Here is a 24,957-nt window from a genome sequence, read left to right as displayed (position 1 = left end):
AAATGTCGTTATTGAAGGAATGATACGGAGACAAACGAGATCTAGACTCTGTCGCTAGACGACGCTCTTCCGATATCAACTCGTCGGAAAGGGAGGTGCTGAAGTTTAAAGAATCGCTGTTCTCTGTGAAGATGTTGATAACGTCCCATATGTTGCCGTTGTTCTCGACGTAGACCTCGTAGGCGCTGGCATCTGTTTGGCTGGTGGGAACCAGACACTCGGTATCCTTAAACTGATTCGGGTAGGCGGCAACGTCAGGGTGAATCGCAAACCACAACGGCAGGAAGTCGGCACCTGCCCTATCACCAGCGCTCTCTATAACGGCTACACCACGTGTAGCCTCAACTTTGTAGGTGGCCCAATCCGTCATTAAACGTTGATGCCCACCTTTATCAAGGGTTCCGCTCCAGACAGGATCTCTCTCGTCCGGCATCTCGAAGATCTTAACCTCGGTATCATCGTAAAAGGCAAAGAGGTCGATCTTACCGTCCACGGTAGAATCGGGACTCCAAGCACCGAGAGTGGAAATATAGAACTCGGTTCCCATCCCTAAGCCGTTGCGATCAATCGAGCGAACGAGATAATAATACCCTGAGGGTCGTCCCGGAACAAGGGCACAGGATATATCCCTGTCCGCATGAACCTTCAGGAAACGGCCGACGTAGTTCCTCGATTGGATATCCCCCTTTTTGGCAACGAAGAATTTCCACAAAGTGTCTGCGGGATTATCAAGATCAGTCACAACTACGTTGGTATTATCCTCCCACGGGATCACCTTAAGGGCTTGCGGCCAGGGCTGCATATCGGTACCACCCAGGTCGCCGCAGAAGGTAATAAAGTCACGACCGGTGAATGTTCCGTTGAACGCTGGGGCGTAGTAACCGCAATCGCCGTAGGAAAGTACCGATACCTCCTTGGTAGCCTCCACCGAAACGGGAAGACCTGCTTGCACAGACCTCCTCTTCTCCCAACGTTGCAGGCTATCCAGGGTTCCAGTCCAGATGACCGTTCCGTCAACCAGATTCTTAACGGTCACATCGGTATTGTCATGGTAGGCGAACACACAAAACCGCTCACGGCCGGCATGAGCGGCAGAAACCCACGAGCCTTGCATCACCGTGAGAAACTTGTTCGAAAGCGGCCTCGAGTGCTGATCCACCGCGTACCAACCTTGAACAATCTGACTTAAAGGATCACCAATGAGAACCGAGAACTCCTTGTTGCAACGAACCTGATATATACCTTCCCCGGTTCGTCTAAACGCATACTCATCGGCATTCAAATTCCCTGACCAGATGACATTACCTGATTGGTCAGCAATCTCTGCCCGCGCTGAATCCTCATAGGAGAAGATAACAATATCCCCGAAGGTGTAGATGTAGGTTGCAAAGGTGTCCTCCTCTGCGGGAAGAACATGGAGATAGGTCTGTGTAGGAGAAGGTTCCGCTTGCTCCCTAGCAATTGATCCCGGGGCTATCCCGTACTGTGCTTGAGCGCTTAAGGCCATTCCCAGCACCCCTGCAATTATGGCAAAGTTCTTCATCGTTCCTCCAAGGCTTGATGTCAGCTTATTCTGATAAGAATACAAGCGTAGAAGGAATTGTCAAGCCCCCATGGTCTGTGCGCCAAGAGATCGTTACCAGGGGAAGAGAGTGAGGGAGGTATTTGAAAAGGAGGGGATCTCCTTTAGACTTACAAAAAAAGCAAACCTGATACCCGAAAGGGGCACGCTGAGGTTCGCACTACATGCTATTATTCAGACGCCTCGTGCACACAAAGCGTTGCCCAAGGCAGGCTGTTGATGGAGTTAAAGAGGGAAGACTGGCTAGGGTTGGGAGAAAGAATGTAGCGCAGACATTCTTGTCTGCGCCGTTATCTTTTAGAACAGACAGAAGTACCCGACGGGGACACACATGTCTGTTCCACATACCATTATCCCACCCGAGGTGGAGGTCGAGAGGAAATGAAGGGGCGGTCTTGCGTCAATCAACTTTTAGTTTACCACAGGTAGCTTACCCCTACCCGGCCAAGCAACTCGGTGTAGTCCTCAGGGTTAGTCTCACCATGATAAGTAATAAACTGACCGGTGAGATCAATATTGAAGTTCTTGAACACCTCTACCCCGCTCTGCAGACGCAGGGTAAACTTGTTCTCAGGCGAGCCGGCGGTGATGTTGGAGAATCCGTCAAGGGAAGTACGCCAACGGTTCTGCCACAAGGAGAGGGTTGAGCCTAAACCGGCGTTGTAGATGGTAACGGTATCTGCGCCCTGGTTGCTGCTTGCCCCCCCACTCCAGTGGGCGGAAAGAATCTCGATGATCTGGTGACGGCCACTGAAGGTGGTACTCCAGTTGAGGAATTCACGATCGGGATTGATCTGGTCGTCAAGGAGAGAGAGGGAGAATGCAAGGTTCAGGCTCTGGGAGCGCTCGCCGATACTGAAGCTGAAGCTAGAGGAAGCCCAGGCCGAGTGGGTGATATCATCCACCTCCTCAACCAGCGTTGCCGTATCCTCTGGAGCCTTGCGGAGAAAAGGAGAATAACCAACAGTCAAGTTGGGAGACTTTTGTGGATAGAGACCGAAGTTTACCGTCCCACCCTGGGTGCGGGTAATAACGGACTTCATGCCGTCAAGGTTGTCGCGCTCAAGCTCACTGGAAAGATCAAAGCTGATCGGGAAGGGCTTGGCAAACATATGCGAGAAGGAAGCGCTCCAGGTGCGGGTATCCTGGTTTACAAAGGAGATTCCTACAGACTCAAAGCCCCAGCCTATCTGCTCGAAGTTAAAACCGACCTGGGTATTGCCAAGTGAAAGCTCGGTTCCCGTCTTAGCCGCCCAATCTGCCTGACTGGTCAGGCGCGGCTGGAAGATTACCGATGGCAGCCAACTGAGTAGATCCGTTTCGACTTCGGCAGTCCGCATGTCGCGGTTATAGGCCGATCCGGCCAGTTCGCCGTCGAAGGAGAGTTTGCCGTCAATCAGGGAAAGCTCACCCTCCAGCGAAGCAACCGAGTTCTCAATAGGGTATTCGAGTTCGACCGTATCGGTCTGACCGCCGTCGGTCACGATGCCGAGATAGGGAGGAATGGAAGCGGAATCATCCCAGGCTCTTAGGAAGTGCAGATGCAGATGGCTCTTCTCCTCCTTGCCGACGCCTAACCTGCCCGCGGCCAGCCAGCGGCGGTAGGCTACGTCTGTGGAATCAGAGCCTGTCACCCCGCGCTGGACTTGTCCTGCTGCAGCCGAGAGCCGGAACCAGCCCGGTTTTAGATCAATCGCTGCACCGCGAACATTGATGCCGGAAAGGGTTAATGAGCTGTATGACGGCCGCGCGTCAAGGATCTCAATCCCCAGCCAGGGAGCGCTGAACTTAAGTCCCTGGAATCCAAAAGAGGCCGCGGAAAGCCCGAACCGGTTGAACGGCTGGCGGTAATCCACCACGTCGTAGGAAGAAAGCATAAATCCGAAGCTCAGCGGCACTTTCCAGAGAGTTAGTGTGGGACTAAGTCTAAGCGTCCACGCAAAAGGCTCACGGTCAAGCTCTGCACCCTGGCGGATGGTGTATTCGGTCTGGGCCGATGCTGATCCCGAGAAGGATAGCCGAGCGGCAAAACCGACTGTTAAAACTCCTCCTAAGAGGAGAACTAACCTTTTCATAAAACCTCCTGTGGAGATCTTTGGGCGGCGCTTGAAAGCGCCGCCCCAGCGCAAGTTCTGCAATCTCAATTACTTATTCTATTCTTTTCCATCTGCGGCCGTCGTAGTGGTAGACACCGTTTACGGCCTCGATCGTCGTGCCTCTGATCCGTGGCACCTCTTTCCATTCTTTACCATCATAGTGGTAGACGATGGGTTGCTTCCCCTTACGGGTAGAACCAACCGTGTAAACGTGGGTGCAGGTCGAGTCTTTAACCTTATCCCAGATCTCTCCGTTGTAGTGGAACATCCCGTTCTCGGCTAATACGTAGTTGCATTTCTTGAACTTTATCTGGTTCCATCCTCTGCCGGTAAAGTGGAACATCCCGTTTACTGCCCGGAAAAGCTGGCACCTCTCGGCTCTTATCCTTCTCCATCTGCGGCCGTCGTAGTGGTACATGATGGGGGTCTCTCCCATGTCGGTGGAGGCAACGGTGTAGACGTAGGTACAGGTGGAGTCTTTGACCTGCACCCAGGTTGTTCCGTTGAAGTGGAACATACCGTTCTCAGCTAACACCGCGTTGCATTTCTTAGGCTTTATCTGGCTCCATCCTCTGCCGGTGAAGTGAAACATCCCATTCACAGCCGCGTAGATCTGGCACTCCTCAACTGCTACCTGCTCCCATTTTTCGCCGTTGTAGTGGTACATGATTGGTTTCGTTCCATGACCGGTGGAGGCAACGGTGTGAACATAGGTACAGGTGGAGTCTTTGACCTGCACCCAGGTTGTCCCGTTGAAGTGGAACATGCCGTTCTCAGCCAAAACCGCGTTGCATCTCCTGAACCTCTGAGCTACCCATCTGGTGCCATCGAAGTGGTAAAGGCCGTTTATAGCCACGAAGAGCTGGCACTTCCTGCCTGCCACCTGTTCCCACTTTTGGCCGTTGAAATGGTACATGATTCGGGTCCTTCCCTGGCCGGTGGAGGCGACGGTGTGGACGTAGGTGCAAGTTGAGTCTTTAACCTGTACCCAACTCGTCCCGTTGAAGTGGAACATACCGTTCTCGGCCAACACATAGTTGCACTTGTAATAGTTTTGCTGAGCTTCCCACTTCTGGCCGTTGAAGTGGAACAGGCCGTTTTTAGCCACGAACAGCTTACACTTGTCCTCTTTTTTCATCTCTACTGTCGTCCAGGTTTTACCGTCGGTATGATACATAACTCCATCTACGGTAACGACATAGGTGCAGGAGTCTTTGCGGACCCCCATCCTCCCTCCATGACCTATGCCGTGCCACATAACATCCGTCTCCTTATCGTAGTAACACTGGCAGGAGTCAAGTCTTGGGATTTCGACCTTTAAGCCAAAGAGCCAGGTCTGGCTTGCACCAACCAGGAACTCGCCAACCCAGGCGGTAACCTGCCATGCGTATTCGCTGTCTTCTTCCAAGGGACGTGCATCCATCGGGTATTGCAAGGATGTGTTCGTGATACCCTTCTCTTCGAACCAGGGCTCAGCGGCACTGATGGCCTCATCCGGTGTCATCTCCTCGGGGATCTCAACGATCCGCAACCGGTAGGTCACGCCCTCAGTCGGTGGCACAGGTGGTGTCCAGACGAAGGTGGGCTGGGGCTCGGTTATATTTGAACCGTTCGGCGGAGCAAGGAGCTTGGGTGGTGATGGGGTGATGCCTCGATGCTCACGGCAGTCCTCTGCCAGGACCGCCCCGCTTTCGTCCTCCACCCGTATGCAGTATGTATAGACACCTGCGGGTAAGGCACCACGCCGAGCCACCACTTCCTCATAGGCAGGGTCGTACCATTCGTCTTGGATGCTTCTGATGTCTGCCGAGGCGATCCGTTTGCCGCCTGGCGGGATAGTGATCACGTTGCTTCGCGCGTGCGCGATCTCGGTTCCCTCGTGCGTGATCCATCCGTAGAGCCTGACGTCAACAGGTTCCTCTTCGGTGTTGGTGATGGCACAGCTCCATAGTTGTTCGATGAAGAACTGGGTAGACGGCGCAGGGATAAGCCTGACGCTCCAGTTTTGGGCTGCAAGTGCTCCCACGAGCGCAAGCAGCAGCACGATGCGGTTTTTCATCGCTCCTCCTCTCTTTATGCCGCTGCGCGGCATTAAGGTTAATCTGATTAGTCCACCAGAATTACTAACCTTTTTGCTTCCGGCAGACACCACTCAAATATACGAAGATTTAAGACGTTGTCAAACCCTCGTAGAGTAATTGATTTTTTCCGTTTGTTAAACTTTAACCAAATAAGAATATCCATGCTTAACTGTGTAGAATCCAGTGGTCGCTTGGGTAAAGGCGTGGCGTTTATTGAGCTGGTCAGGGCAGTTTGCTGTCCATATAAGAGTCAAGGAGAAGCTGGGCGGCGCGATGCTGGGGGTTCAGCTCAAGCGCGCGACGCAGTTTGACCACCGCCTTTGTAACATCGTGCAGGTGGAAGTAGGCGTAACCCATGTGATACATGAGCGCTGCGTCCTTCGGGTTGCGCTTCTCGATCACCTCGAAGTTTTTGAGGGCACACTCATACTCACCCAACGCGTTGCAAACGATCCCCAGATGGTAGTGAGCTATCTTCGACTCCGGATGTATGGCAAGAAGCTTTTCGTAGCACTCCTTAGCCCGAGGTATACTCCCCCGATGATAGAAGGCTATACCTAACCGGTAATAGGCCATAGCGAAGTCAGGATCGATCTCAAGGCAGCGTTCCAGTGCCTCAATCGCCTGCTTTACGTATCCGCTGCGGTAGTAGGCAACACCGAGGTGATACCATGTGTCGCTTGAGGTTTCTTCCAAAGAGAGGGAATGACCGTAGGATTGGATAGCCTCTTCCGGTTCGCCGGTGAGGTAATAGAGATCACCAAGACACCTGAAGAGATAGGCATCGTCAGGCAACAGCTCCGCCGCCTTCTTGTAGGCTTCGAGTGCTTTCTTTACCTTGCCCTGCACGCGCAGTCGGTGCCCCTGTCTGCGAAAGTGTTCTCCGTCCGCCTCTCCCAGGATGCTGCCGCAGTACGGGCAGTAGCGGAAATCCTCCGCTAACTCCTTGCCGCAGTCTGAACATCTCATAATACGCCTCACGGAAGGTTGGCCACGATGGCCTTTGCAAACTCGCTGGTCTTGACAGGCTGCACACCCTCGAGCTGACGGGCGAGATCGTAGGTAACGGTGCGTTCGAGGATGGTTCGTTCCAACGCTGCGCGGATCGCCTGCGCCGCCTCCTTCCAGCCGAGGTACTCAAGCATCATCACACCGGACAGCAAAAGCGAGCCTGGATTGACCTTGTCCATGCCGCGGTACTTGGGTGCGGTGCCGTGTGTTGCCTCGAAGAGCGCTGTGTAGTCACCGATATTCGCGCCCGGCGCCAGCCCCAGTCCGCCCACCTGTGCCGCGCACGCATCCGAAAGGTAGTCCCCGTTCAGGTTAGGCATGGCCATAACGTCGTACTCGTCGGGCCGCAGGAGCACCTGCTGGAAGGTCTGGTCCGCGATGCGGTCCTTGATCACGATACGTCCGTTCGGGTCCCCTGCCGGCTTTCCACCTCGCAGAGAGGCATACGCCCCCTCCTTGGTGACGGGCGTTACACCGTCATCGGCCATCACCTGATCCCAGAGCTCGACCTCGGTGATAACCTGATCCCGGAACTCCTCAAGCGCCAGCTCATAGCCCCATATCTTGAACGCACCCTCGGTGTACTTCATGATGTTGCCTTTATGCACGATGGTGACGCTGCTGCGGTTGTTATCAATCGCATGCCGGATCGCCTTGCGCACCAGCCGCTTGGTGCCGGTCACCGAGATCGGCTTTATGCCTATGCCTGAGTCGGGCCTGATCTCTTTGCCCATCTCATCCTTGATGAAGTTGATGATCTTTGCCGCCTCTTCCGAACCCTGCACCCATTCGATGCCGGCATAGACATCCTCGGTGTTCTCGCGGAAGATAACTACGTCAAGCTTCTCAGGATGACGTACGGGCGAGGGCACCCCCTTGATCCAGGAGACCGGCCGCACACACGCGTAGAGATCGAGTATCTGGCGCAGACTAACGTTAAGGCTACGGAACCCACCGCCCACCGGGGTGGTAAGCGGACCCTTGATGGCCACGATGTGCTCGCGTATCGCGTCCACTGTCTTGTCCGGAAGATACGAACCGATCTTCTCAAACGCCTTCTCACCTGCGTAAATTTCTTTCCACTCGATGCGGCACTTGCCGCCGTAGACCCGCTCGACCGCCGCGTTCCACACATGCATCGAGGCAGAGGTGATGTCAGGGCCAATGCCATCGCCCTCGATAAATGGGATTATTGGGTTATCCGGAATCTGGAGCTCGCCGTCCTTGACGGTAATCTTTTCTGGATTCATTGCATCCTCACAGTTTGAAACCGCCGTGTTTTTTGATGTGCGCGGCCAGACCGCCGTCAGCCAGAAGACCGCGCATGAACTCAGGGATGGGTGTAAAGTTGATCTCTTCTCCCTTGGTTAGATTGCGAATCACACCCTGGGCCAGGTTGCCCTCGAGCTCGTCGCCTGCATCGATCCCGTCGGTATCACATTCAAGCACAGGCAGCCCCACGTTGATTGAGTTGCGGTAGAAGATGCGTGCGAATGAGCGGGCAAGAACAGCCGAGACCTTGCACTCCTTTATCACCCGCGGGGCATGCTCACGCGAGGACCCAAGTCCAAAGTTGCGACCTCCTACCACGAAGTCGCCGGGCTGCACCTTCTTGGCAAAACTGGGATCGGCATCCTCAAGGGTGTGCTCTGCCAGCTTGGCCATGTCGCCGCGCAGGTGAAAGTAACGACCAGGCGTGATGTGGTCGGTGGAGATGTCGTCACCGAACTTGAATACCTTTCCCTTCAATAGTGTCACATAACCTCCTTTCAGTCACTCACAATAACTACTAAGGTAGACAAGGAATTTAAGCACCTTGTCTAATCTCCCTCACCTCTAATTCCTCTCCCGAAGAGAGAGGAAAACCACATCTTCCTTCTCCCTCTGGGAGAGGTGACGGGGGTGAGGGTAACTGCGATCTTTTGTCTGAAAGACAAAAGGAGCATCACAAAAACTCTCGCGGATCGGTAATCTTGCCGGTGAGCGCAGAAGCGGCAACAGTGGCAGGAGAGGCGAGGTAGATGGAGCCTTCCGGGTTGCCCATCCTTCCCTTGAAGTTGCGGTTCTGGGCCGAGATACAGACCTCGCCGTCGCCGAGAACTCCCTGGTGGATACCCACGCACGGCCCGCAGCCCGGCGGCTGAATGACTCCACCGGCCTCAATGAACGTCTCCATGAGACCTTCGCGCATCGCCTCCAAGTAGACCTTGCGTGATGCAGGTACTATAAGGAAGCGCACCCCGGATGCAACCTTCTTGCCTTTGACTATTTCTGCCGCGATCCTGAGGTCCTCCAGCCGGCCATTGCTGCAGGTTCCGATGAACGCCTGGTCTATCTTGATTCCCCTGGCCTCGCCTACCTTGCGGGTGTTGTCCACCGTATGGGGAAAGCTCACGGTAGGTTCGATTTCTCCCAGGTCGAAGCTGAAGGTCTTCTCATAGACCGCGTCATCATCAGGGGCAAGGGCCGTGAAATCCTCGCCGCGTCCTGCATCCTCAAGATAAGCCTTGGTAACGTTATCGGCGGCAAAGAGTCCTGCCTTGGCTCCGGCCTCAACCGCCATGTTGGATAGAACGAACCGCTCGTGCATGGGAAGCGTATGTGCCACAGGGCCAAGAAACTCCATCGCCTTGTAGGTCGCGCCGTCCGCACCGATGTGTCCAATCACCGAAAGCATCAGATCCTTGGCAAAGACTCCGGGCTTGAAGAAACCGGTGAGTTCTATCTTGAAGGTCTCTGGAACGCGAAGCCACACCTTGCCCAGGGCGATGGCAAAGCCCACGTCTGAGGAGCCCATGCCTGTGGCAAAGGCACCAAGGGCACCTGAGGTCACGGTGTGGGAGTCGGCACCCACCAGGAGATCGCCCGGACGCGCGAACTCCTCCACCATCCGCTGGTGACAAACCCCTTCGCCGATCTCGGAGACTATAACACCTGTCCTGGCCGCGAAGGAGCGCAGGATGTTGTGGGCGTTGGAAAGCTCGGAGCGCGGGCTTGGTGAGGCGTGATCGAGGAAAAGAACCGTGCGCTCAGGATGCACGGCCTGCACCAGGCCTGCCTTCTCAAGCTCCTTGACCGACAAAGGCCCGGTGCCGTCCTGAACCATAGCGGCGTCCACGTCGGCAATCACCAGATCGCCCGGCTTGACTTGTCTGCCGCAGTGCTCAGAGATTATCTTTTCGCTCAGGGTCTGGCCCATAGGCTAGGGCTCTGGCACAAAGAAGCGGGTACGGCGTAGACGATCGACCTCGGCCTTCATCTTGGGGAACTCCTTGGCCACTATCTCCATCATCTCTTCCTGGGATATCGCGGTGGTGCGACCTTCATCATACTGTTCCTGTACCCAGGCTGCCACGCGCTGGACCCGCTCATCCTTCTTGTCTACCTCGCCGATCTTCTCACCGAGGAACGAGCTGATCCAGTAAGTTATTCCGGCAAGACCGGACTTGTCGGTTATTGCGATACCGGGCGGACGGTCGAGCAGCTTGGTCGTGTCGAAGATATTGTATATCTCCTCGTTCTTGATCAGGCCGTCGGCGTGGATACCGGCCCGGGTGGTGTTGAAGCTGCCACCTACAAAGGGCATGTTGGAGGGGATGATCTCGTTTAGCTGCAGGAGGTAGTAGTCGGTGATCTCGTGGACCACGGTGGTGTCCATCCCGTCAAGGGTGCCGCGCAGACCCGCGTACTCAAAGACCAGCCCTTCGATAGGGGTGTTGCCGGTGCGCTCACCGTAGCCTAGAAGTGTGCCGTTTGCATACATACAGCCGTAGAGCCAGGCGGTGGATGCGTTGATGAGCACCTTGTAGAAGTCGTTGTGGCCGTGCCATTCGATTTGTTCCTTGGGCACGCCTGCCTCGTGGTGCAGACCGTAGACCAGCTTGGGCACGCTGCGCGGTAAAGCTGCCCCAGGATAGGGCACGCCGTAGCCCATCGTATCGCAGATACGAACGGTGATGGGTATCTTTGCATCTCTCGAGCGCTCCATGAGCATCTGGGCGAAGGGCACAACGCAGCCGTAGAAGTCAGCACGGGTGATGTCCTCAAAGTGGCAGCGCACCGCGATGCCTTCCTCAAGCGCTGAGTCCACTACCCGCAGGAACCCCTCGACCGCCTGCTTGCGCGTCTTCTTGAACTTACGGTAGATGTGGTAGTCGGAGATCGAGGTAAGCATCCCGGTCTCCTTAAGCCCCATCTGTTTTACGAGCTTGAAGTCCTCGGGACGGGCGCGAATCCACCCTGTGACCTTGGGATAGGAGAATCCCCTCTCAAGGCACTTGGTTACCGCTTCACGGTCCTTCTTGCTGTAGAGGAAGAACTCACACTTACGGATGATCCCTTTTGGCCCACCCAGCTTATGCATCAATTTGTAGAGATCAACCGTCTGCTTGACCGTGTATGGTGGTCTGGCCTGCTGACCGTCGCGGAACGTGGTGCAGGTGATGTAGATCTCATCCGGTGGATCCTGTGGAACGATCTTGCCATCGAAGCGAACCTTGGGCGGTTCCACGTAGGGAAACGCATCCCGGAAAAGCTCAGGCTCTTCGGAATCGACAAGCGGTATCGGTTTGCCCTTCGGCTCGCGCCAAACGCTCTTCTTCTCTTCAGTAATCCAACTCATAGAAACCTCCTTGAGGTAAGTCTCCTTCCATTATTGCTCTGGGTTTGCACGGACGATGATCGCTTTGGGAAAAACGTTCAACTGAGGTATCGCCATAGTAACCACTGTGATGGGGTTCAGTCAAACGCATGGGGTGAGAATACAGCGAACGCGGCTTTTGTCAAGGGGAGAAGGGTATATGGGATAATGCAGACTCTCCAGTCCGCGCGATTATCTTTTTGGACAGGAGTGTCTGTTCCACACACCCTCTCCCTTTTGACTGAGCATTGTGCCTTTTCAAATCGGAGCGTCGTAGGGGCCGGTTTCATCGTGCCCTAGTCGGGTATTAAACCGGCCCGAAAATGAAGCGGGCCGACCTGAAGGTCGGCCCCTACGGGCTTTAGCAACATTGACGAACCTATTCCATCCAGGACGTTCGGACAAAAGTTTCCTCTCAGGCATACACCCCATGCTATTCAAACCAACATCTTTGTCAAGTGGATTCTTAAGGTATGTTACGGGTGTTACGGGTCGGGCAGATAAGACTGCGGCGGTTTGGTGGCGCGGCGAACGAACGAGGGGTCCTTTCGCCAGTTCTTCGCAACCTTCACCCGAAGCTCAAGGAAGACCAGCCTTGAGGAAAGCGTCTCTTTCCATGTTGGCATTTACGTCTTGCCCAGGGACTCTTGAAGTTTCTTGAGGAGTTTTTGATCGTTATCTGTCGCTAAATCCATATCCACAAGTTTCTGGAAGTAATGAATTGCCTGATCTATTTCACCATTCTTTTTGTGTTGCTTAGCCTGTGCACGATACGACTTAGCAACTATACCCAATGGGGCCGGGGGCGCTTTATCCCTCCATTCTTTTTCTGCGCGCTTATGTAGTTCTAAAGCAACTTCAGCCGCTTTCAAATAATCTCCCAACTTATAATATGCCTCTGCATAGGAGCATAAGAGCGGATGATAGTATGAACTACTTTTAAAAACGGGCCTAAGGTAGGAAATTCCCTTCTCAATATCTCTTATTATCGCTTCATCAATCAATAATTGTCCAACTTCACAAGCAATGTCGTTACGGAATAGTGAACCGAACTCTTTCACCTCGTGCGGTGGGTATTCCTTAGGAATTTTCCCTTCGGATAAAGCAAATGCTCGCTCAAGATGATAAACAGCTTCTTCTAAATACGGTTTGCGCTCATCTCCACGAACAAACCAAGTATTATAATAAACCAGAGCTGTTCCCAGCCAGTATTCTAATTCATAAGAATCGCTATCAAGGCAATCTTTTCTTGCCTTTGAGATCACTTTTAACATTTCGTCAGGAGTAGGGTACCCCTCTCCTGTAAAAAAACAGAATCTCTGCAAAGATTCAATTAACTTCTGTGGGTTTTTCTTGAAAACCATAACAGATTCTCCTTACCCATATTTTAATAAAGAATGGTCCATTTGTCAAGTGAAAGATAAAAGTATCTTACGTACCCGGCAGGTACTTCTGAGGCGGTTTGGTGGCCCGGCGAACGAACGAGGGGTCCTTTCGCCAGTTCTTCGCAACCTTCACGTGCAGCTCAAGATAGACCGCTCTACCGGAAAGCGCCTCAATCTTCTTGCGCGCGCGTGTGCCTAGTCTTTTGATCGCCTCTCCCCCACGCCCAAGGATGATGGGGCGCTGCGAGTCACGCTCAACATATAGGGTCGCCCGAATCAAATCCTTACGGCCATCATGTTCCTTGTATTCCTCTATCTCCACAAACACCGAGTACGGAATCTCCTCGCCGTAAAGCTCAAAAAGCGATTCACGTATCGCCTCTGCGGCAAAGAACCGCATCGGATAGGTGGTGATTCCCTCTTCAGGATAGTACAGCTCACCCTGGGGTGCTGCCTTAAAAAGTCCTGCAAGAAGTTCCCCCAAACCATCACCCTTGAGCGCTGAGATCGGGTAGACCTCATCTAAGCCCAGATTCCGGTAGCGGTCAATGAGCGGCAGAAGGTTTAGTTTGTCTTTGACAAGGTCCACCTTGTTGACGGTCAGCACCACCGGTTTATCTATCGATCTTATGAAAGATGCAAGCGCATCATCCGACTCATAGCGCGGCTCAACCATCAAAAGCACCAGATCGGCATCGCTGAGAGCTGAGGAGATCTCCCTCTGCATGAACTCGTAGACCGCTCCCTTGCGCTTGATAAGACCAGGGGTGTCGAGAAAGACCAGCTGACCCTCGGGTGCGGTAAGGATGCCCAGAACGTTCCGGGAGGTGGTCTGCGGTTTGCGTGATACCGCTGAAAGATGCATCCCCAGGTAGGCGTTGAGCAGGGTTGACTTTCCGACGTTGGGCGGCCCGACGATGGCTACAAACGCTGATTTAGAACCCGCGGAGCCAGCTTCGCTGTCTGCAGCAGGGACCCTGGATTTATTCATTCAAGCTTACCTCTTTAAGTTTTGCATCAGCCGTAAACAGTAAGGAACAGCGACAAACCTTTTTCGTAAAAATCTCCTCTGCCGCCCTGGCGTAAAGCCTGAGCTGCTCATCGAATCTGTCAGCGTTCTCCAGATCGGAGGGGAACGACTTGTAGTCTATGATATGAAGACCTTCAGGCCTTACGAGCACACGGTCTATGCGGCCGGTGACGGTCTCCTCATCCTCTCGAATCACAAATGGAACTTCACTTGCGCTGTTCGCCTGAGGAAGAACTATCTGCTCCAAGAGACCAGATTCACGAAGCGCGGCGATGTGCTCTGCTACCCTGGTTTGATACTCTTCAACCCTGGATGGCGCAAGATCAAAGGAGAGCACCAGTGAACGCACCGCCTGGTTGATGGATTGGGGATTCGGAGTAGCGATTCCGCTGGAGATACGTTCAAGCACCGAGTGGATGATCTCGCCGAAGTGCCACAATCCCTTGCCCTGGTAATAGCGCATCTCCAGATCATCGCTCACCCTGCGCAGTCTGCGCTTGCGCTGCGGCCAGTTTCGCTCAAGGATTACCGCAGGAAGTTCAGTCTTTGGTTCCTTTGAAGCGGCGAGTTCTTCCGGGACCTGCTCGCGTATCTGAAGCGATACCGCGTGGGGAGCGTCGGGGATCTCAAGGCTGCCCATAACCTCCCTCAGCCCTAAACCCTCCACAAGATAGCTAAGCCAACCCGATACCTTGCCGTTCCAGACCCCGGAGCAAAACAGTGCGTCGCGGGCGCGGGTGCAGGCCACGTAGAAGAGCCGCTTCTGTTCGGATTCCTGTTTTGCCTCCCACAACAAACGCTCCGGATGCTCCTTGTAAGCCGAGTCAGTAAATGTCAAGATCACCCTCTCGGCCTCTTCCCGAACCGCCAGTGCCCCTGGCTTTCGGGTGCGTTCGTCCATACCGACAAGGAACACCACGCGCGAGTCAAGCCCCTTGGCCGCGTGGATGGTCATGATTCGAACAGCATCCATCCCCTCGGTGTTAACGTTGGCCTTAGGCTCCTCGGCGCGGGTGCTCATGCGCTCAAGCCGCTCGGCGATCTTAAACATGCACAGACCTTCGGAGTCGAACTCCTCCAGAAGCCTTAAGAACTTGCGGATGTTTTCTGCCTCCTGCCGGTCGGCAAAGTAAGACCACAGGCCTCGCCCGCGAAGGATTTGTTCGAATAGAACCGCGGAGCCCAGCACATCCACCTTCTCTCTCGCGCTTTTCAACCACTCAACCGTATTCTTGGTTGCCGGGATTGAGGATAAAGTAAGCTTCTCCCAGAGGCTCCCGCCTTCATCTGAGAAGGATATCTCAAGTATCTGGGACTCTGAAAGCCCGCAGAGCGGGGAACGAAGGATGCCATAAAGAGCGGTATCTTCTGCCGGATTGGCAAGGAACCGCACCAGCTGCCGCAAGAGCACCACCTCCGGGGAGGCGTGAAAGCCTGTGCCCTGGACCACCACAAATGGAACGCGGCGACGGCGCAGCGCCTCCTCATACCTGGCAAGATGGGTGCGTCGCCGCAAGAGGATAGTTACGTCTTCGTATCTGCAAGGTCTCTCAACCTCTTCTGCGTTTTCGTCCTTCTCGAATACCGGCAGGGTGCCCACGATCTCCTTGATGCGCGCTGCAACGGTCTCGGCCTCCGCCTGCTTCTGTTCGGCCATACGAAGCTTTTCGCCGACCCTGGTCAAGAGGATCTCCACGTGCCCCTGCTTGCCTGGATTACGCATGGGACGGAACTCCTCGTAGGCGGTCTGCCAGTCTTGATCCCCGCCTTGCATCAACCTTGAGAAGAGAAGGTTGACGAAATCAATTATCAAAGGAAGGCTGCGGTAGTTCTCGCGAATCACCACCTCGTCAAACCCTGCCTGCATCCATGTCTGTAGCTCTCTTGCCGCCCGCTTGAAAACCTCAACGTTCGCGCCTCGGAAGAGGTAGATGGACTGCCGAACATCCCCTACAAGAAAGAGTGTCGGGATCTTGCCAAGCTCACGCTTCGCACCCATCCCGGAGCGCCACTCCTCGATAAGCTTTGAAACTATCGCCCACTGAAGACCGTTGGTATCCTGGAACTCATCTAAAAGGATGTGGTCGGTCTGCTCGTCAAAGCTTTGAAGGACGTTCGACCAGTTTGGGGAATGATAGAGGACATGATAGAGCTTGTATTCCAGATCGCCGAAGTCCAGCACCCGCTCGGCTCGCTTGCGGCGCTCGTAGCGCTCGGCCAGGTGGCGAAAAACGTAAAGCAATCCCCTGGTTTGAACAGAAGCATGCCAGCGCCAGAAGACCTCGTGATAACGAAGAAACGCCTCTCCCCTCCTTGTAAACTCCTCACGCTCCGGCTCGCCCCTGGGTAGCCTCTTTCTTAAAGCGCCTTTCTGTGTAAGGAACCGGGGAGCGAGTCTGGAAAAGAGGGAAAGTATCGCTCGCAGGTGCTCGCGTTCATTCGATGGAGCACAAATCTCTGCAAAACCCGATGCCTGCCAGAACTCCTCGCCCCAAACCCTCCTCAGGCTCCCCCAGGCGTCATAATACTGATCCGAAAGATCACACGCACCTCCATCCAGCGCCAGATAACTCTGTGGTATATGTTGGAACAGGGAACGGACGTTCCGCTGCAGCTTACTCCAGCCCAGGGTAAGTGTAAGGTGACGCACCCACAAAGATGCTTCGTTATCCAGCGAACCCAACTGAATCAGCCCCTCGCGTATAACCTCCTCGCGCATAAGCTCGGCCTCGATAGCGTCAAGCACCTCAAGGTTGGGCGCCAGATCAAGCTGGAACGCGAACCGCTCCAATACAGAGCGGGCAAAGGCGTGGACGGTTGAGATGCGGAACCTGGAGAGCTTGGGCTGAATCTTTCTATGAAGAGCAGGCAGACGCTCGCGCAGGATTTCAAGAACCCTTTCCTTCATCTCTGCGGCCGCCTTCTCGGTAAATGTTATGGCAAGGATACGCTCGGGTGAAACCCCGGACTTAAGAAGCGCTACGTAGCGTTCAGCGAGCTTCTGGGTCTTGCCCGAACCGGCAGGCGAAGACACAACAAGGCTGCGCTTAACGTTGAGGTGAGTAGGTCTAGGACGGCGTTTACGAGGATTCATCGCGCCCCGCAAAATTCGTTGTATTCACAATATCTGCACACCTGATCTCCTTCAGCCTGGAAATGACCGTAACGTATCCCTTCGATAGCTTCCTTTGCAAACCCCACAGCAGCAAGGATTGACTCGTCCGGCGGCGATATCTCCTCTATCTTGGAGTCATAAAAACTGTAGATGCCGAATGAATCAATCCGAGCCCCCTGCAGCCGGCGAATCATCTCGCAGTACAGGGGAAGCTGAATGGATTCTCCCTTTCTGATCTTGCGCCTGAAGTAGCGCCCCTGGCCTGTTTTATAATCGAGCACCCGTGCGCGTCTTTCTTGCCAGTCCACCCTGTCCACCCGACCCCTCAAGGTAAAACCCTCCTGCTCAAAGAAGAGTTCGAGGTTGCGCTCAAGCCAGTCCGGATCAGTCTGCCAGCCAGCATCGGCGCGTGCCGTTTCCTCGTCGCGGAACCAATCCTTGCGTGCACCTGCCCAGTCCTCTATCCACAGTCGAACAAAAGGGTTGAGCCTGCGCCTGTCAAGCTCCTGGATCAGAAGATCCCAGAGCCGGTCATCTATACGCTGCGGATCAGGGTTGCCCTTGAACAAACGCTCAAGCACGGAGTGAAGGATAGTGCCCAGCAGCCTTGCTTCAGGCTCGGCCGTGGGCTCTTCATAAGGCCCCAGGCCAAGAACCGCACGAAGATAGTAGCGGTAGGGACAGTTGCGATAGACCTCAAGCAGCGTGACCCTGAAGGGATGCTTGGGACCGAAGCGGGTATTTATGAGTTCAAGGGAGCCTGAATCGGTGAGCATAACGCCTTCCTGCGGCTCACCACGATCTGCCGGTTCAAGGATCTGCTGCTCCTCTTCACAGTAGATGGTGAGATCTTCCGGCTGTGTATCCTCCTTACGCTCGGCAAGGAAGACACTTGGGATCATGGGCCGATCAGCTTCCATGGATGGGGCGGACAAAAACACCTTCTTGCGGGCCATGGCCATGAGCCTGCGATACTCGAACTCCGCGTTGGCAAACTCATCCTCCACAGTTGGCAGACCTAAAGCCTGGCGCAGACGTTCAGGAAGCAAAAGGTCGCGGTAAGGACGATGCGGAAACTCACCGTCCACCAGACCGCCGACAAAGAGGTATGAAACATCCAGCCACCGGGTCTCCACCAGCGGCATGACACGAACAGCGCTGGATTCTTCCTCTTCTTCGGGCTTCGGTATCTCCTTTCTTAAAAGGATCTCCAGGGTCTCGCGGGCAAAGTGCGGACTGACCTTTGCCTCACCAGCCAGCTCGGTCATTCGAACAAGCTTCTCCAAAATCTCTTCAAACCCCTGGCGCAGCTCCTCGTCCACCTCCCAGCCGAGCCAGGAAAGAACCCTGCGCAGTCTCTTTACAAGCCCCTCAACGGATACAGAACTGATGAGCCGTTTGAGCTCTTTGATAAACCGACCCATGAAGCCTCGTATCTCGGCAACGATCTTTGCTGCCTGGTGATGATCCACGAGCCTCGAGCAAACATCGGAGAGGAACCAGTCGGTCCAGGACTTCTCGCCTGAGATTATACCCTCCTCGCGCGAAAGCACGTCCACCCAACGGCGCACGGATTCAGGAACCTTTTTAAAGTTAGGTGAGAGGCAAATCCCAACCACGTCGCGGCGGCGGAACCCCTGCTCTGCGGCGCGTAGAAGATCAAGAACTCCTCTGATAGCGGGAAAACTCTCTAACCGAGGTCGAAGTGAAATCCGAGGATTGAGTCCATATCTCGCAAAAACCCGTTCAACGATTGGTCGGTAGATCTCAAGTGCAGGAAAGAGAACGACGATCTCGTCTGGATAGACCCCCTTTTCGGCCAGGGCACATATGCGTCGGGCAATTGCGGCTACCTCGTCCTCGCGCGATGGGAAACGATGCCAGGTGGATTGGGGCGCAGGGGACGGTTCTGGAGTGGGACGCTGGGGAAGCTTATATGAAAGGAAAAACCTCTCGCCTTTGGCGGCGAGCGGGTCGTCCGGAATGATGACCACAACCTCAGGGACGTGATCCAGGATAGCATCAAAGAGGTTTTGCTCAACCCTCCACGGCTCAAAGTAACCCTCGAGGATCAGGAGTTTCTGAGACAGCGAGAAAATCTCTGCCACAGCCTCTTCAAGAAGTGCCTCATGATCTATCAACCCCTGCTCTTCCAGATACTTATCGTAACGCGCAAGGAGTTCGACAGCCTGCTTGAGGCGGAGTTCGGTGTCCGTATCGAAGATCACCTCGCGAGCGAGTGGGGGAATCTTTGCCCACCCCTCGGGATGGTGCCGCCTGAGTTCGGCGTAGAGGGTTGAAAGAAGCCCCAAGTGCTCCTCGCGAAACATGAGGTCTCGAGATTCATGAATCAGCTTGAGCAGGATGAACCGTCGGTCGCGCTCGTCCACGATGCCCTTTTGGGAGTTGGCCCTCACCAGATTCTCAGCCAGTGTTTGAATCGTAAGACAGGTTGGTGTTTGCATGACGTTGCCTCGATACAAGGAGAGTATCTCAAATAGAGCCGAGCGTGCCCGGCGCTTGTTCGGGGTAAGGTAAAGGATCTCTTCAGGGGCAAACCGTTCGGCTATCTTAAGCTCTGAAAGCAACTTACGTGTGAACCCAGGCGAACAAAGCGGACGCCGCGCAAGCAGTCTGAGAGGTGTGTTACGGGTGTTACTGGTGTTACGGGTCATCGGCTCAGTTTAATCGAGAGAAGAAATAAGTCAATCTTTGGAAGGAAGGCCCCTTTGTTTCTCAGGTCTTTCTCAGTGGAGGATTACCACCTTGGCTCTGGCGCTGGCTGAGTTGTTCTTGACCCGTGCGAAGTAGACACCGGAGGGGAGGTGGGAGGAGGGTTGGGAGGAGGGCGGGGAGGGCGTCCAGGTGCCCTTGCCCTGGATGGTCTCGGTAAGCACTCTGCGCCCGTCGGCGGAGTAGAGGGTAAGGGAAGCCTGGCCGGGGAGATTGTAGCTCAACTGGTTGAGGGAGGCTGAAAGCTGGATAGGGGATACGATTTTGGGAGAGGATTCCGCTACCCCAACCCCCATGTCCCAGTCGGTGATCATTGCAAAGGCCTCGAAGATGGTGTCGGTGTTGAAGCGGGAGTATACCCAAACGATGCGGTCATCGCACACCCCAACCGCAGGGAATTGAACGTGAGGCCAGTTGTTGATAATGCTATTGATGGTATCTGCTCCCCAGGGCGGGGTGTACTCAAACAGGTTGGTCCGGCGTATCGGTTCGTTGTCTTGTATATATCCCAGTATCCCTACCCCATGATCCCACCAACGTAGCTTGGACGGATCAGATGTATCAGGACGGTCAGTGTAACTTCTGGTGTGCGTCTCCGCAAAGCGCTCGTCAGATGATACGGCAACCGCAAACCGCCCTACAGGGTCAGGCCAGGTGAGTGCCAGTGAATCGTGCACCAGCCTGCGTATGGGGTAGCGCGTCAGACCCCTATCCGCAAACACACGTCCAGCTATATGCCAGGGCCAGACATAATCAATCCAGAAGAACACAAAGCGGTCGTTATCCAGCCAGTAAGCCTCAACGCGGCTGCCACCAGATTTATCCTCATTCACCAGATGCCCCATCGGCTCCCAGGGCAGGATGGACTCATCCGCGGCATCAAACACCTGAAACCTGGGATAAGTTGAGTCAAACTCATACCAGGTTACCGCCAGGTCGCCGGCATCGTTCTTCAGTGCCACCTGGGGGTGCTTGAAGTAGACAGAAGTGCCAAAATCATCGTGGGCCAGAAAGGCCTTGTCCTTGGGATAGCCCTCCCTGTTGAAGCGCTGAACCCATGCGCCATATCCCAACGTGCTTGGCGCACACCAGGCTATCGCAAACTCGTCGCTGTTTGCAAGGCTCAAACCAATCGGCCTAGAGCCATGTATCTCCCTCTGCGGCACCAGGGTCTGGGCAGAGCCAACAGGGCTGCCGTCAGGTGCAAAACGCTGAAAACGAATGTAATGGTTGTCCAGGTCGTCAAACCTGGCCCTATCTTCTTCCTCACACACAAGTACCACGTTGCCTGCGGTGTCCATCTCAAGGCAGGGCCAGTATATCCGGTTGGTATCCGCCATCTTGGTTATCTTGTAGGCATCGGTTAAAGGGTTGCCGTCCCGGTCAAAGAAACGTATATACAGGTCAAGCTCGAGCGAGGCCCCATGAGGCTGCAGGCTGTCTACCCATGCTACGGCAAAATGCCCGTCAGGAGCCATTGCCGCGCGTACGCACCCCTGATGGTGGCCAGGCTCGGCCTCGGCAATGCGAAAGGGTTGCACCAGAACATCGCCCCACAGGGTTAAAGCCAAAAGACTTATATTAAGCATTACTGCCTCCTTTTGTCTCAGTATAAGCGGTTCTCCGGCAATGTCAAGACCAAAAAGAGGAGGGGGCAAGCCCCCTCCTCCAAGGGTTTGGATTCCTTACGGCATGTAGACTATCCGCTCGCCTTCACTGCCGCCGTCTCCTCCTGTAAAGCCTGGAGGATCACTACTGCCAAAATACCAGTGTGCGCTATAGGTGGGCGTGTGAGGGACATAGTTGAAGTAGTCGTTATAGAACTCTGTATCCCAGGTGCCTTCGAGGGTGAACTCAACAGTCTGTGGGAGGTATGGGGGGTTGGGTATAAAGAGAACCGCTTTACCTGACCAGGTGGCGCCTTCATGGACTTCCTTATGGCCGCTTTGACCTGTAGGTTTCGAGCCGCTGGCATCCGGCCAAAGCATGATGTAGTAGCCCTCGTATTCGCCACTCTCGCAGGTGAAGGTAGAAGGAGTTACAAAGTTGACGAAAAACGAATCGACGGAACCATAGGTGCGGTCCTGAAGCACGCCTTCACCATTCGTATAGTAAAAGGGGGAGTTAAAGTATTCGAGTTCTCCTGAGTTAAACCACCCGTCCCAGGTTTCGTAGTAACCGTAGGCGCTGGTAGCGCCAACGAGCATCACCGCCACCGCAGCGATGAGCAGGAGTTTTTTGGTACGCATCTCGTACCTCCTTTAGGTTTGCGCGTTTTTCTCTCTCCCCGAACCATCTCTCGCCCTCATTTAGCTGTCCGCCTGATTGTACTCATTACCCCCCCACCCCAGTGTCAAGTGTTTTTAGACATAATCAAACTAAATAGTATCGATAAGTATTCTGAAACCGGCGGCGGTATCGTTACAACGCTCAGCGCATAACTTGACTCAGGCGTTAGGGTGAGTATTATTCACCCGTGAGAACGAGCATCCGCTTCAAGATCTCCGGGCTTCTGGTCGTCCTCGTGTTCCTCCTGATGGGTGGCACCGGTTTTGCAATCATCCGGCTGGTGCGCAACTCGTTCCTCGAGGAGATCAAGCTTCGCGGCATCATCCTTGCACGCAACGTGGCTTATTCCGCCGAAGATCCCCTTTTGGACCGCGACCACCTTGAGCTCGCCACCCTCACCCACAACGCATTAAAGCACACAGGCAGCGCCTATGCCTATATACTTGACGAGGAGGGCATTAGCGCTGTCTCACCCACCATTCTGCTTAAGATCAACCCACAAGAAGACTCCATTGCGATGGTAAAGTCCCTCTGGCAAAAGAAGATCTCCAGCACCATCTCTATCCCGCCCGGTAAAGAGTATGAAGCTCAACTGGTAACCCTCCCCGACTGGATCAGAGAGATATATCGTGAGGCATCCACCAGCCTGGCTCTGACACAAACCGAACCGCCGTGGACCAAGATCTACGAGGTCGCCGCTCCTGTGATGGTCGGCGGAGAGAAAAAGATCGGCGAGTTCCACGTAGGAATTGATCTTACAAGGCTTCAGGAGACCTCACGCAGGATTCAGATGGTGGTTGGCGGCATAACGGTTATAGGTGTCCTCGTAGGTATCCTGAGTGCGTTCGGATTGGGCACCTTACTCATCCGCCCTCTTAGGGCATTGGTCAAAGGTGTCGCAGAGATAGCCAGAGGGAACTTCGACTACCGTATCCGTAAATCCACCAATGATGAGATAGGCGATCTTACCTCTGCCTTCAACGTTATGGCCAAAGACCTGAAGGATAAGGTACTGATCGAGGATGCGTTCAAACGCTACGTCTCCCACCAGGTGGCTGAGGAGATCCTTAAGGACCCTGATGTATTCGCCAAGTCCTTGAAGGGAACGAAAAAGCGGATAACAGCCTTCTTTGGTGACATAAGAGGATTTACGCCCATCTCCGAACAGCTGCCGCCTGAAGAGGTGGTTGCGTTCCTTAACTTCTATTTGACCGAGATGACAACCATCATCTTTGCCAACGAGGGCACCATAGACAAGTTCATGGGCGACTGCATCATGGCCGTGTTCGGCGCTCCGGTCGAGCACGACGACGACGTATACAAGGCGGTTAAATCAGGAGTGGAGATACAACGAAGGATCGAGGAGATGAACGCCGAAAGGATCGCTGAAGGGCAACAGGACATTCACGTAGGTATAGGAATAAACTACGGCGAGGCGGTTGTGGGCAATATCGGCTCCACCCAGCGGCTGGAGTATACGGTGATAGGAGACAGCGTTAACACCGCAGCCCGTCTGCAGACCGTGGCCAAAGGCGGCGAGATTGTGGTATCCGATAGTGTATACCGGGAAGTCAAGGATCACTTCGACTTCATCCCAATGGAGCCGGTAAAGGTCAAGGGTAAGACCAGGAGCTTGAAGGTGTGGAAGATAGCTCTGCCCATATGCACCGCTGAATCTCTCTCCTCTTCCGAACGAAGCCCGCAAAACTTGGATCCGGAGGTTTTTAAAATCCCACCTTTTCAACCATCTTAGAGAAAAGGAGATAAATGCTACATCTTGGAGTAATCGGCGCCGGATACTGGGGGCCGAACCTTATACGTAACTTCGCCTCGATTGATGCCGTGAGCCTTGAGGGGATCGCGGATATCAATAAAGCGGCACTTGAAAAGATAAAAAATAACTACCCCGGGATAAAAACCACCATTGATCCGCATGAGTTGTTGGCATCTGACGTTGACGCAGTCTGTATCGCTACAAGCGCACCCACTCACTATGAACTTACCCGCGAAGCCCTGCTTTGTGGCAAGCACGTACTCTGCGAGAAGCCTTTGACCTTGAGATCAGAAGAGGCTCAAGAGCTCGTGCAACTCGCGGATGAACGTAACTTGACGCTGATGGTAGGACACCTGATGCTTTATCATCCCGCCATCAGAAAGATCAAGGAGCTCATAGATTCAGGTAAGCTGGGAGACCTACTCTACGTTAATTCGATAAGGGTCAATCTTGGGATCGCCCGATCGAACGAGAACGTCCTGTGGAGCCTGACCCCGCACGATTTATCCATGATACTCTACCTGTTTGACAACGAGATGCCCCTCGGCCTGTCGGCTGCGGGTCAGGACTTCCTCACCCCAGGTATAGAGGACATTGTCTTCGTTTCCCTGTTTTTTGCCGCCAACCGCTTGGGCCATGTGCGGGCCTCCTGGATTGACCCTACCAAGATCCGCCGGCTCAAGGTGGTCGGTTCCAAGGGAATGGTCGTCTTTGACGACGTGGGCGCAGATTCCACCCTGAAGTTCTACGACGAGTGGATCGAACCCAAGGGCGACGGAGGCTTTGAGCATCACCGCAACTTCACACCCCATGTATACGAGATTGAAAAGGCAGAACCCCTGAGGCTTGAGTGCGAGCACTTTGTCCAATGTGTTCTTGAGGGCAAAAAGCCCCTGACAGACGGTCGGAACGGGCTCGCAGTGGTGAAGATACTTGAGCGTGCACAGGCATCGCTTAAAGAAAAAGGAGCATACAAGTCGCTGTGAAATACGAGATTGGAAGATTACTCCCTGCGTTCGTCCTCCGGTGCTCCGTGTCCGTCGCCCTTCGGTCTAAGATTGGGCGGAGTACATACGCTCCAGCCCAATCTCCCCCTTGACCGGGGAGAATAAAAGAGGGGGTGGAATAACGGCTATCCGCTGTAGGCTGTGAGCCGATTAGCTTGACATCTGCGCCGGTTTTTGTTATAGTCCGCCGCAGAGTAGAAGGATCGAATCCGCAA

16 protein-coding genes are annotated in these 24,957 nt (G+C 54.3%); 2 read left to right on the top strand and 14 right to left on the bottom strand.

All coding sequences use genetic code 11. The features are described 5' to 3' along the window. From CEE36_06440 to CEE36_06375, 14 genes are all read right to left on the bottom strand, one after another. On the bottom strand, positions 1–1,543 hold a 1,543-nt coding region (locus CEE36_06440), incomplete at its 3' end, for a hypothetical protein (protein TKJ42900.1). A 455-nt stretch (positions 1,544–1,998) separates the two neighbouring features. Further along, positions 1,999–3,657, bottom strand: a complete 1,659-nt coding sequence (locus tag CEE36_06435; protein TKJ42899.1) for a hypothetical protein — start codon at positions 3,655–3,657, stop codon at positions 1,999–2,001. A 73-nt stretch (positions 3,658–3,730) separates the two neighbouring features. Beyond that, positions 3,731–5,737, bottom strand: coding sequence for a hypothetical protein (locus CEE36_06430; protein ID TKJ42898.1), 2,007 nt, complete (start codon positions 5,735–5,737; stop codon positions 3,731–3,733). Positions 5,738–5,981: 244 nt separating this feature from the next. Beyond that, positions 5,982–6,728, bottom strand: a complete 747-nt coding sequence (locus tag CEE36_06425; GenBank protein ID TKJ42897.1) for a hypothetical protein — start codon at positions 6,726–6,728, stop codon at positions 5,982–5,984. An 8-nt stretch (positions 6,729–6,736) separates the two neighbouring features. Further along, the gene (locus tag CEE36_06420) at positions 6,737–8,020 is read right to left on the bottom strand and encodes an isocitrate dehydrogenase (NADP(+)) (protein ID TKJ42896.1); all 1,284 of its coding nucleotides are present in this window, start codon (positions 8,018–8,020) and stop codon (positions 6,737–6,739) included. A gap of 7 nt (positions 8,021–8,027) precedes the next feature. After that, the gene (locus tag CEE36_06415; GenBank protein ID TKJ42905.1) at positions 8,028–8,519 is read right to left on the bottom strand and encodes a 3-isopropylmalate dehydratase; all 492 of its coding nucleotides are present in this window, start codon (positions 8,517–8,519) and stop codon (positions 8,028–8,030) included. A gap of 196 nt (positions 8,520–8,715) precedes the next feature. Beyond that, the gene (locus CEE36_06410) at positions 8,716–9,969 is read right to left on the bottom strand and encodes a 3-isopropylmalate dehydratase large subunit (GenBank protein TKJ42895.1); all 1,254 of its coding nucleotides are present in this window, start codon (positions 9,967–9,969) and stop codon (positions 8,716–8,718) included. Positions 9,970–9,972: 3 nt separating this feature from the next. After that, entirely contained in the window at positions 9,973–11,391 is a 1,419-nt protein-coding gene (locus CEE36_06405) for a 2-isopropylmalate synthase (GenBank protein TKJ42894.1), read from the bottom strand. A gap of 644 nt (positions 11,392–12,035) precedes the next feature. Then, positions 12,036–12,773, bottom strand: a complete 738-nt coding sequence (locus tag CEE36_06400) for a hypothetical protein (protein TKJ42893.1) — start codon at positions 12,771–12,773, stop codon at positions 12,036–12,038. A gap of 67 nt (positions 12,774–12,840) precedes the next feature. Then, positions 12,841–13,785, bottom strand: coding sequence for a GTPase Era (locus CEE36_06395; GenBank protein TKJ42892.1), 945 nt, complete (start codon positions 13,783–13,785; stop codon positions 12,841–12,843). Next, complete coding sequence (locus tag CEE36_06390; protein ID TKJ42891.1) at positions 13,778–16,918, bottom strand: hypothetical protein; 3,141 nt, start codon at positions 16,916–16,918, stop codon at positions 13,778–13,780. The genes CEE36_06395 and CEE36_06390 overlap by 8 nt, the downstream gene beginning before the upstream one ends. Further along, entirely contained in the window at positions 16,915–19,614 is a 2,700-nt protein-coding gene (locus tag CEE36_06385; GenBank protein ID TKJ42890.1) for a hypothetical protein, read from the bottom strand. Before CEE36_06385 ends, CEE36_06390 begins: the two co-directional genes overlap by 4 nt. A 72-nt stretch (positions 19,615–19,686) precedes the next feature. Beyond that, a complete protein-coding gene (locus CEE36_06380) occupies positions 19,687–21,330 on the bottom strand; it encodes a hypothetical protein (protein TKJ42889.1) in 1,644 nt (547 codons plus the stop codon). A 27-nt stretch (positions 21,331–21,357) separates the two neighbouring features. Next, a complete protein-coding gene (locus CEE36_06375; protein TKJ42888.1) occupies positions 21,358–21,921 on the bottom strand; it encodes a hypothetical protein in 564 nt (187 codons plus the stop codon). Positions 21,922–22,148: 227 nt separating this feature from the next. Here CEE36_06375 and CEE36_06370 point away from each other — a divergent pair, with 227 nt between their 5' ends. Next, positions 22,149–23,714: a hypothetical protein gene (locus CEE36_06370; GenBank protein ID TKJ42887.1), complete on the top strand. Its 1,566-nt coding sequence runs from the start codon at positions 22,149–22,151 to the stop codon at positions 23,712–23,714. Positions 23,715–23,728: 14 nt separating this feature from the next. Next, a complete protein-coding gene (locus tag CEE36_06365; GenBank protein ID TKJ42886.1) occupies positions 23,729–24,721 on the top strand; it encodes an oxidoreductase in 993 nt (330 codons plus the stop codon). The last annotated feature ends 236 nt before the right edge of the window (positions 24,722–24,957 follow it).

The sequence above is a fragment of the candidate division TA06 bacterium B3_TA06 genome, from assembly GCA_005223075.1.
Classification (GTDB): domain Bacteria; phylum Hydrothermota; class Tepidihabitantia; order B3-TA06; family B3-TA06; genus B3-TA06.
Note: the sequence above shows the minus strand (reverse complement) of the source record. Positions and strands in the feature narration are given on the sequence as shown.

Bases quoted from the DNA above. Each gene is read 5' to 3' on its own strand.
- CEE36_06435 (TKJ42899.1), bottom strand. From the start codon at position 3,657: ATGAAAAGGTTAGTTCTCCTCTTAGGAGGAGTTTTAACAGTCGGTTTT.
- CEE36_06430 (TKJ42898.1), bottom strand. From the start codon at position 5,737: ATGAAAAACCGCATCGTGCTGCTGCTTGCGCTCGTGGGAGCACTTGCA.
- CEE36_06425 (TKJ42897.1), bottom strand. From the start codon at position 6,728: ATGAGATGTTCAGACTGCGGCAAGGAGTTAGCGGAGGATTTCCGCTAC.
- CEE36_06420 (TKJ42896.1), bottom strand. From the start codon at position 8,020: ATGAATCCAGAAAAGATTACCGTCAAGGACGGCGAGCTCCAGATTCCG.
- CEE36_06410 (TKJ42895.1), bottom strand. From the start codon at position 9,969: ATGGGCCAGACCCTGAGCGAAAAGATAATCTCTGAGCACTGCGGCAGA.
- CEE36_06405 (TKJ42894.1), bottom strand. From the start codon at position 11,391: ATGAGTTGGATTACTGAAGAGAAGAAGAGCGTTTGGCGCGAGCCGAAG.
- CEE36_06400 (TKJ42893.1), bottom strand. From the start codon at position 12,773: ATGGTTTTCAAGAAAAACCCACAGAAGTTAATTGAATCTTTGCAGAGA.
- CEE36_06395 (TKJ42892.1), bottom strand. From the start codon at position 13,785: ATGAATAAATCCAGGGTCCCTGCTGCAGACAGCGAAGCTGGCTCCGCG.
- CEE36_06390 (TKJ42891.1), bottom strand. From the start codon at position 16,918: ATGAATCCTCGTAAACGCCGTCCTAGACCTACTCACCTCAACGTTAAG.
- CEE36_06385 (TKJ42890.1), bottom strand. From the start codon at position 19,614: ATGACCCGTAACACCAGTAACACCCGTAACACACCTCTCAGACTGCTT.
- CEE36_06375 (TKJ42888.1), bottom strand. From the start codon at position 21,921: ATGCGTACCAAAAAACTCCTGCTCATCGCTGCGGTGGCGGTGATGCTC.
- CEE36_06365 (TKJ42886.1), top strand. From the start codon at position 23,729: ATGCTACATCTTGGAGTAATCGGCGCCGGATACTGGGGGCCGAACCTT.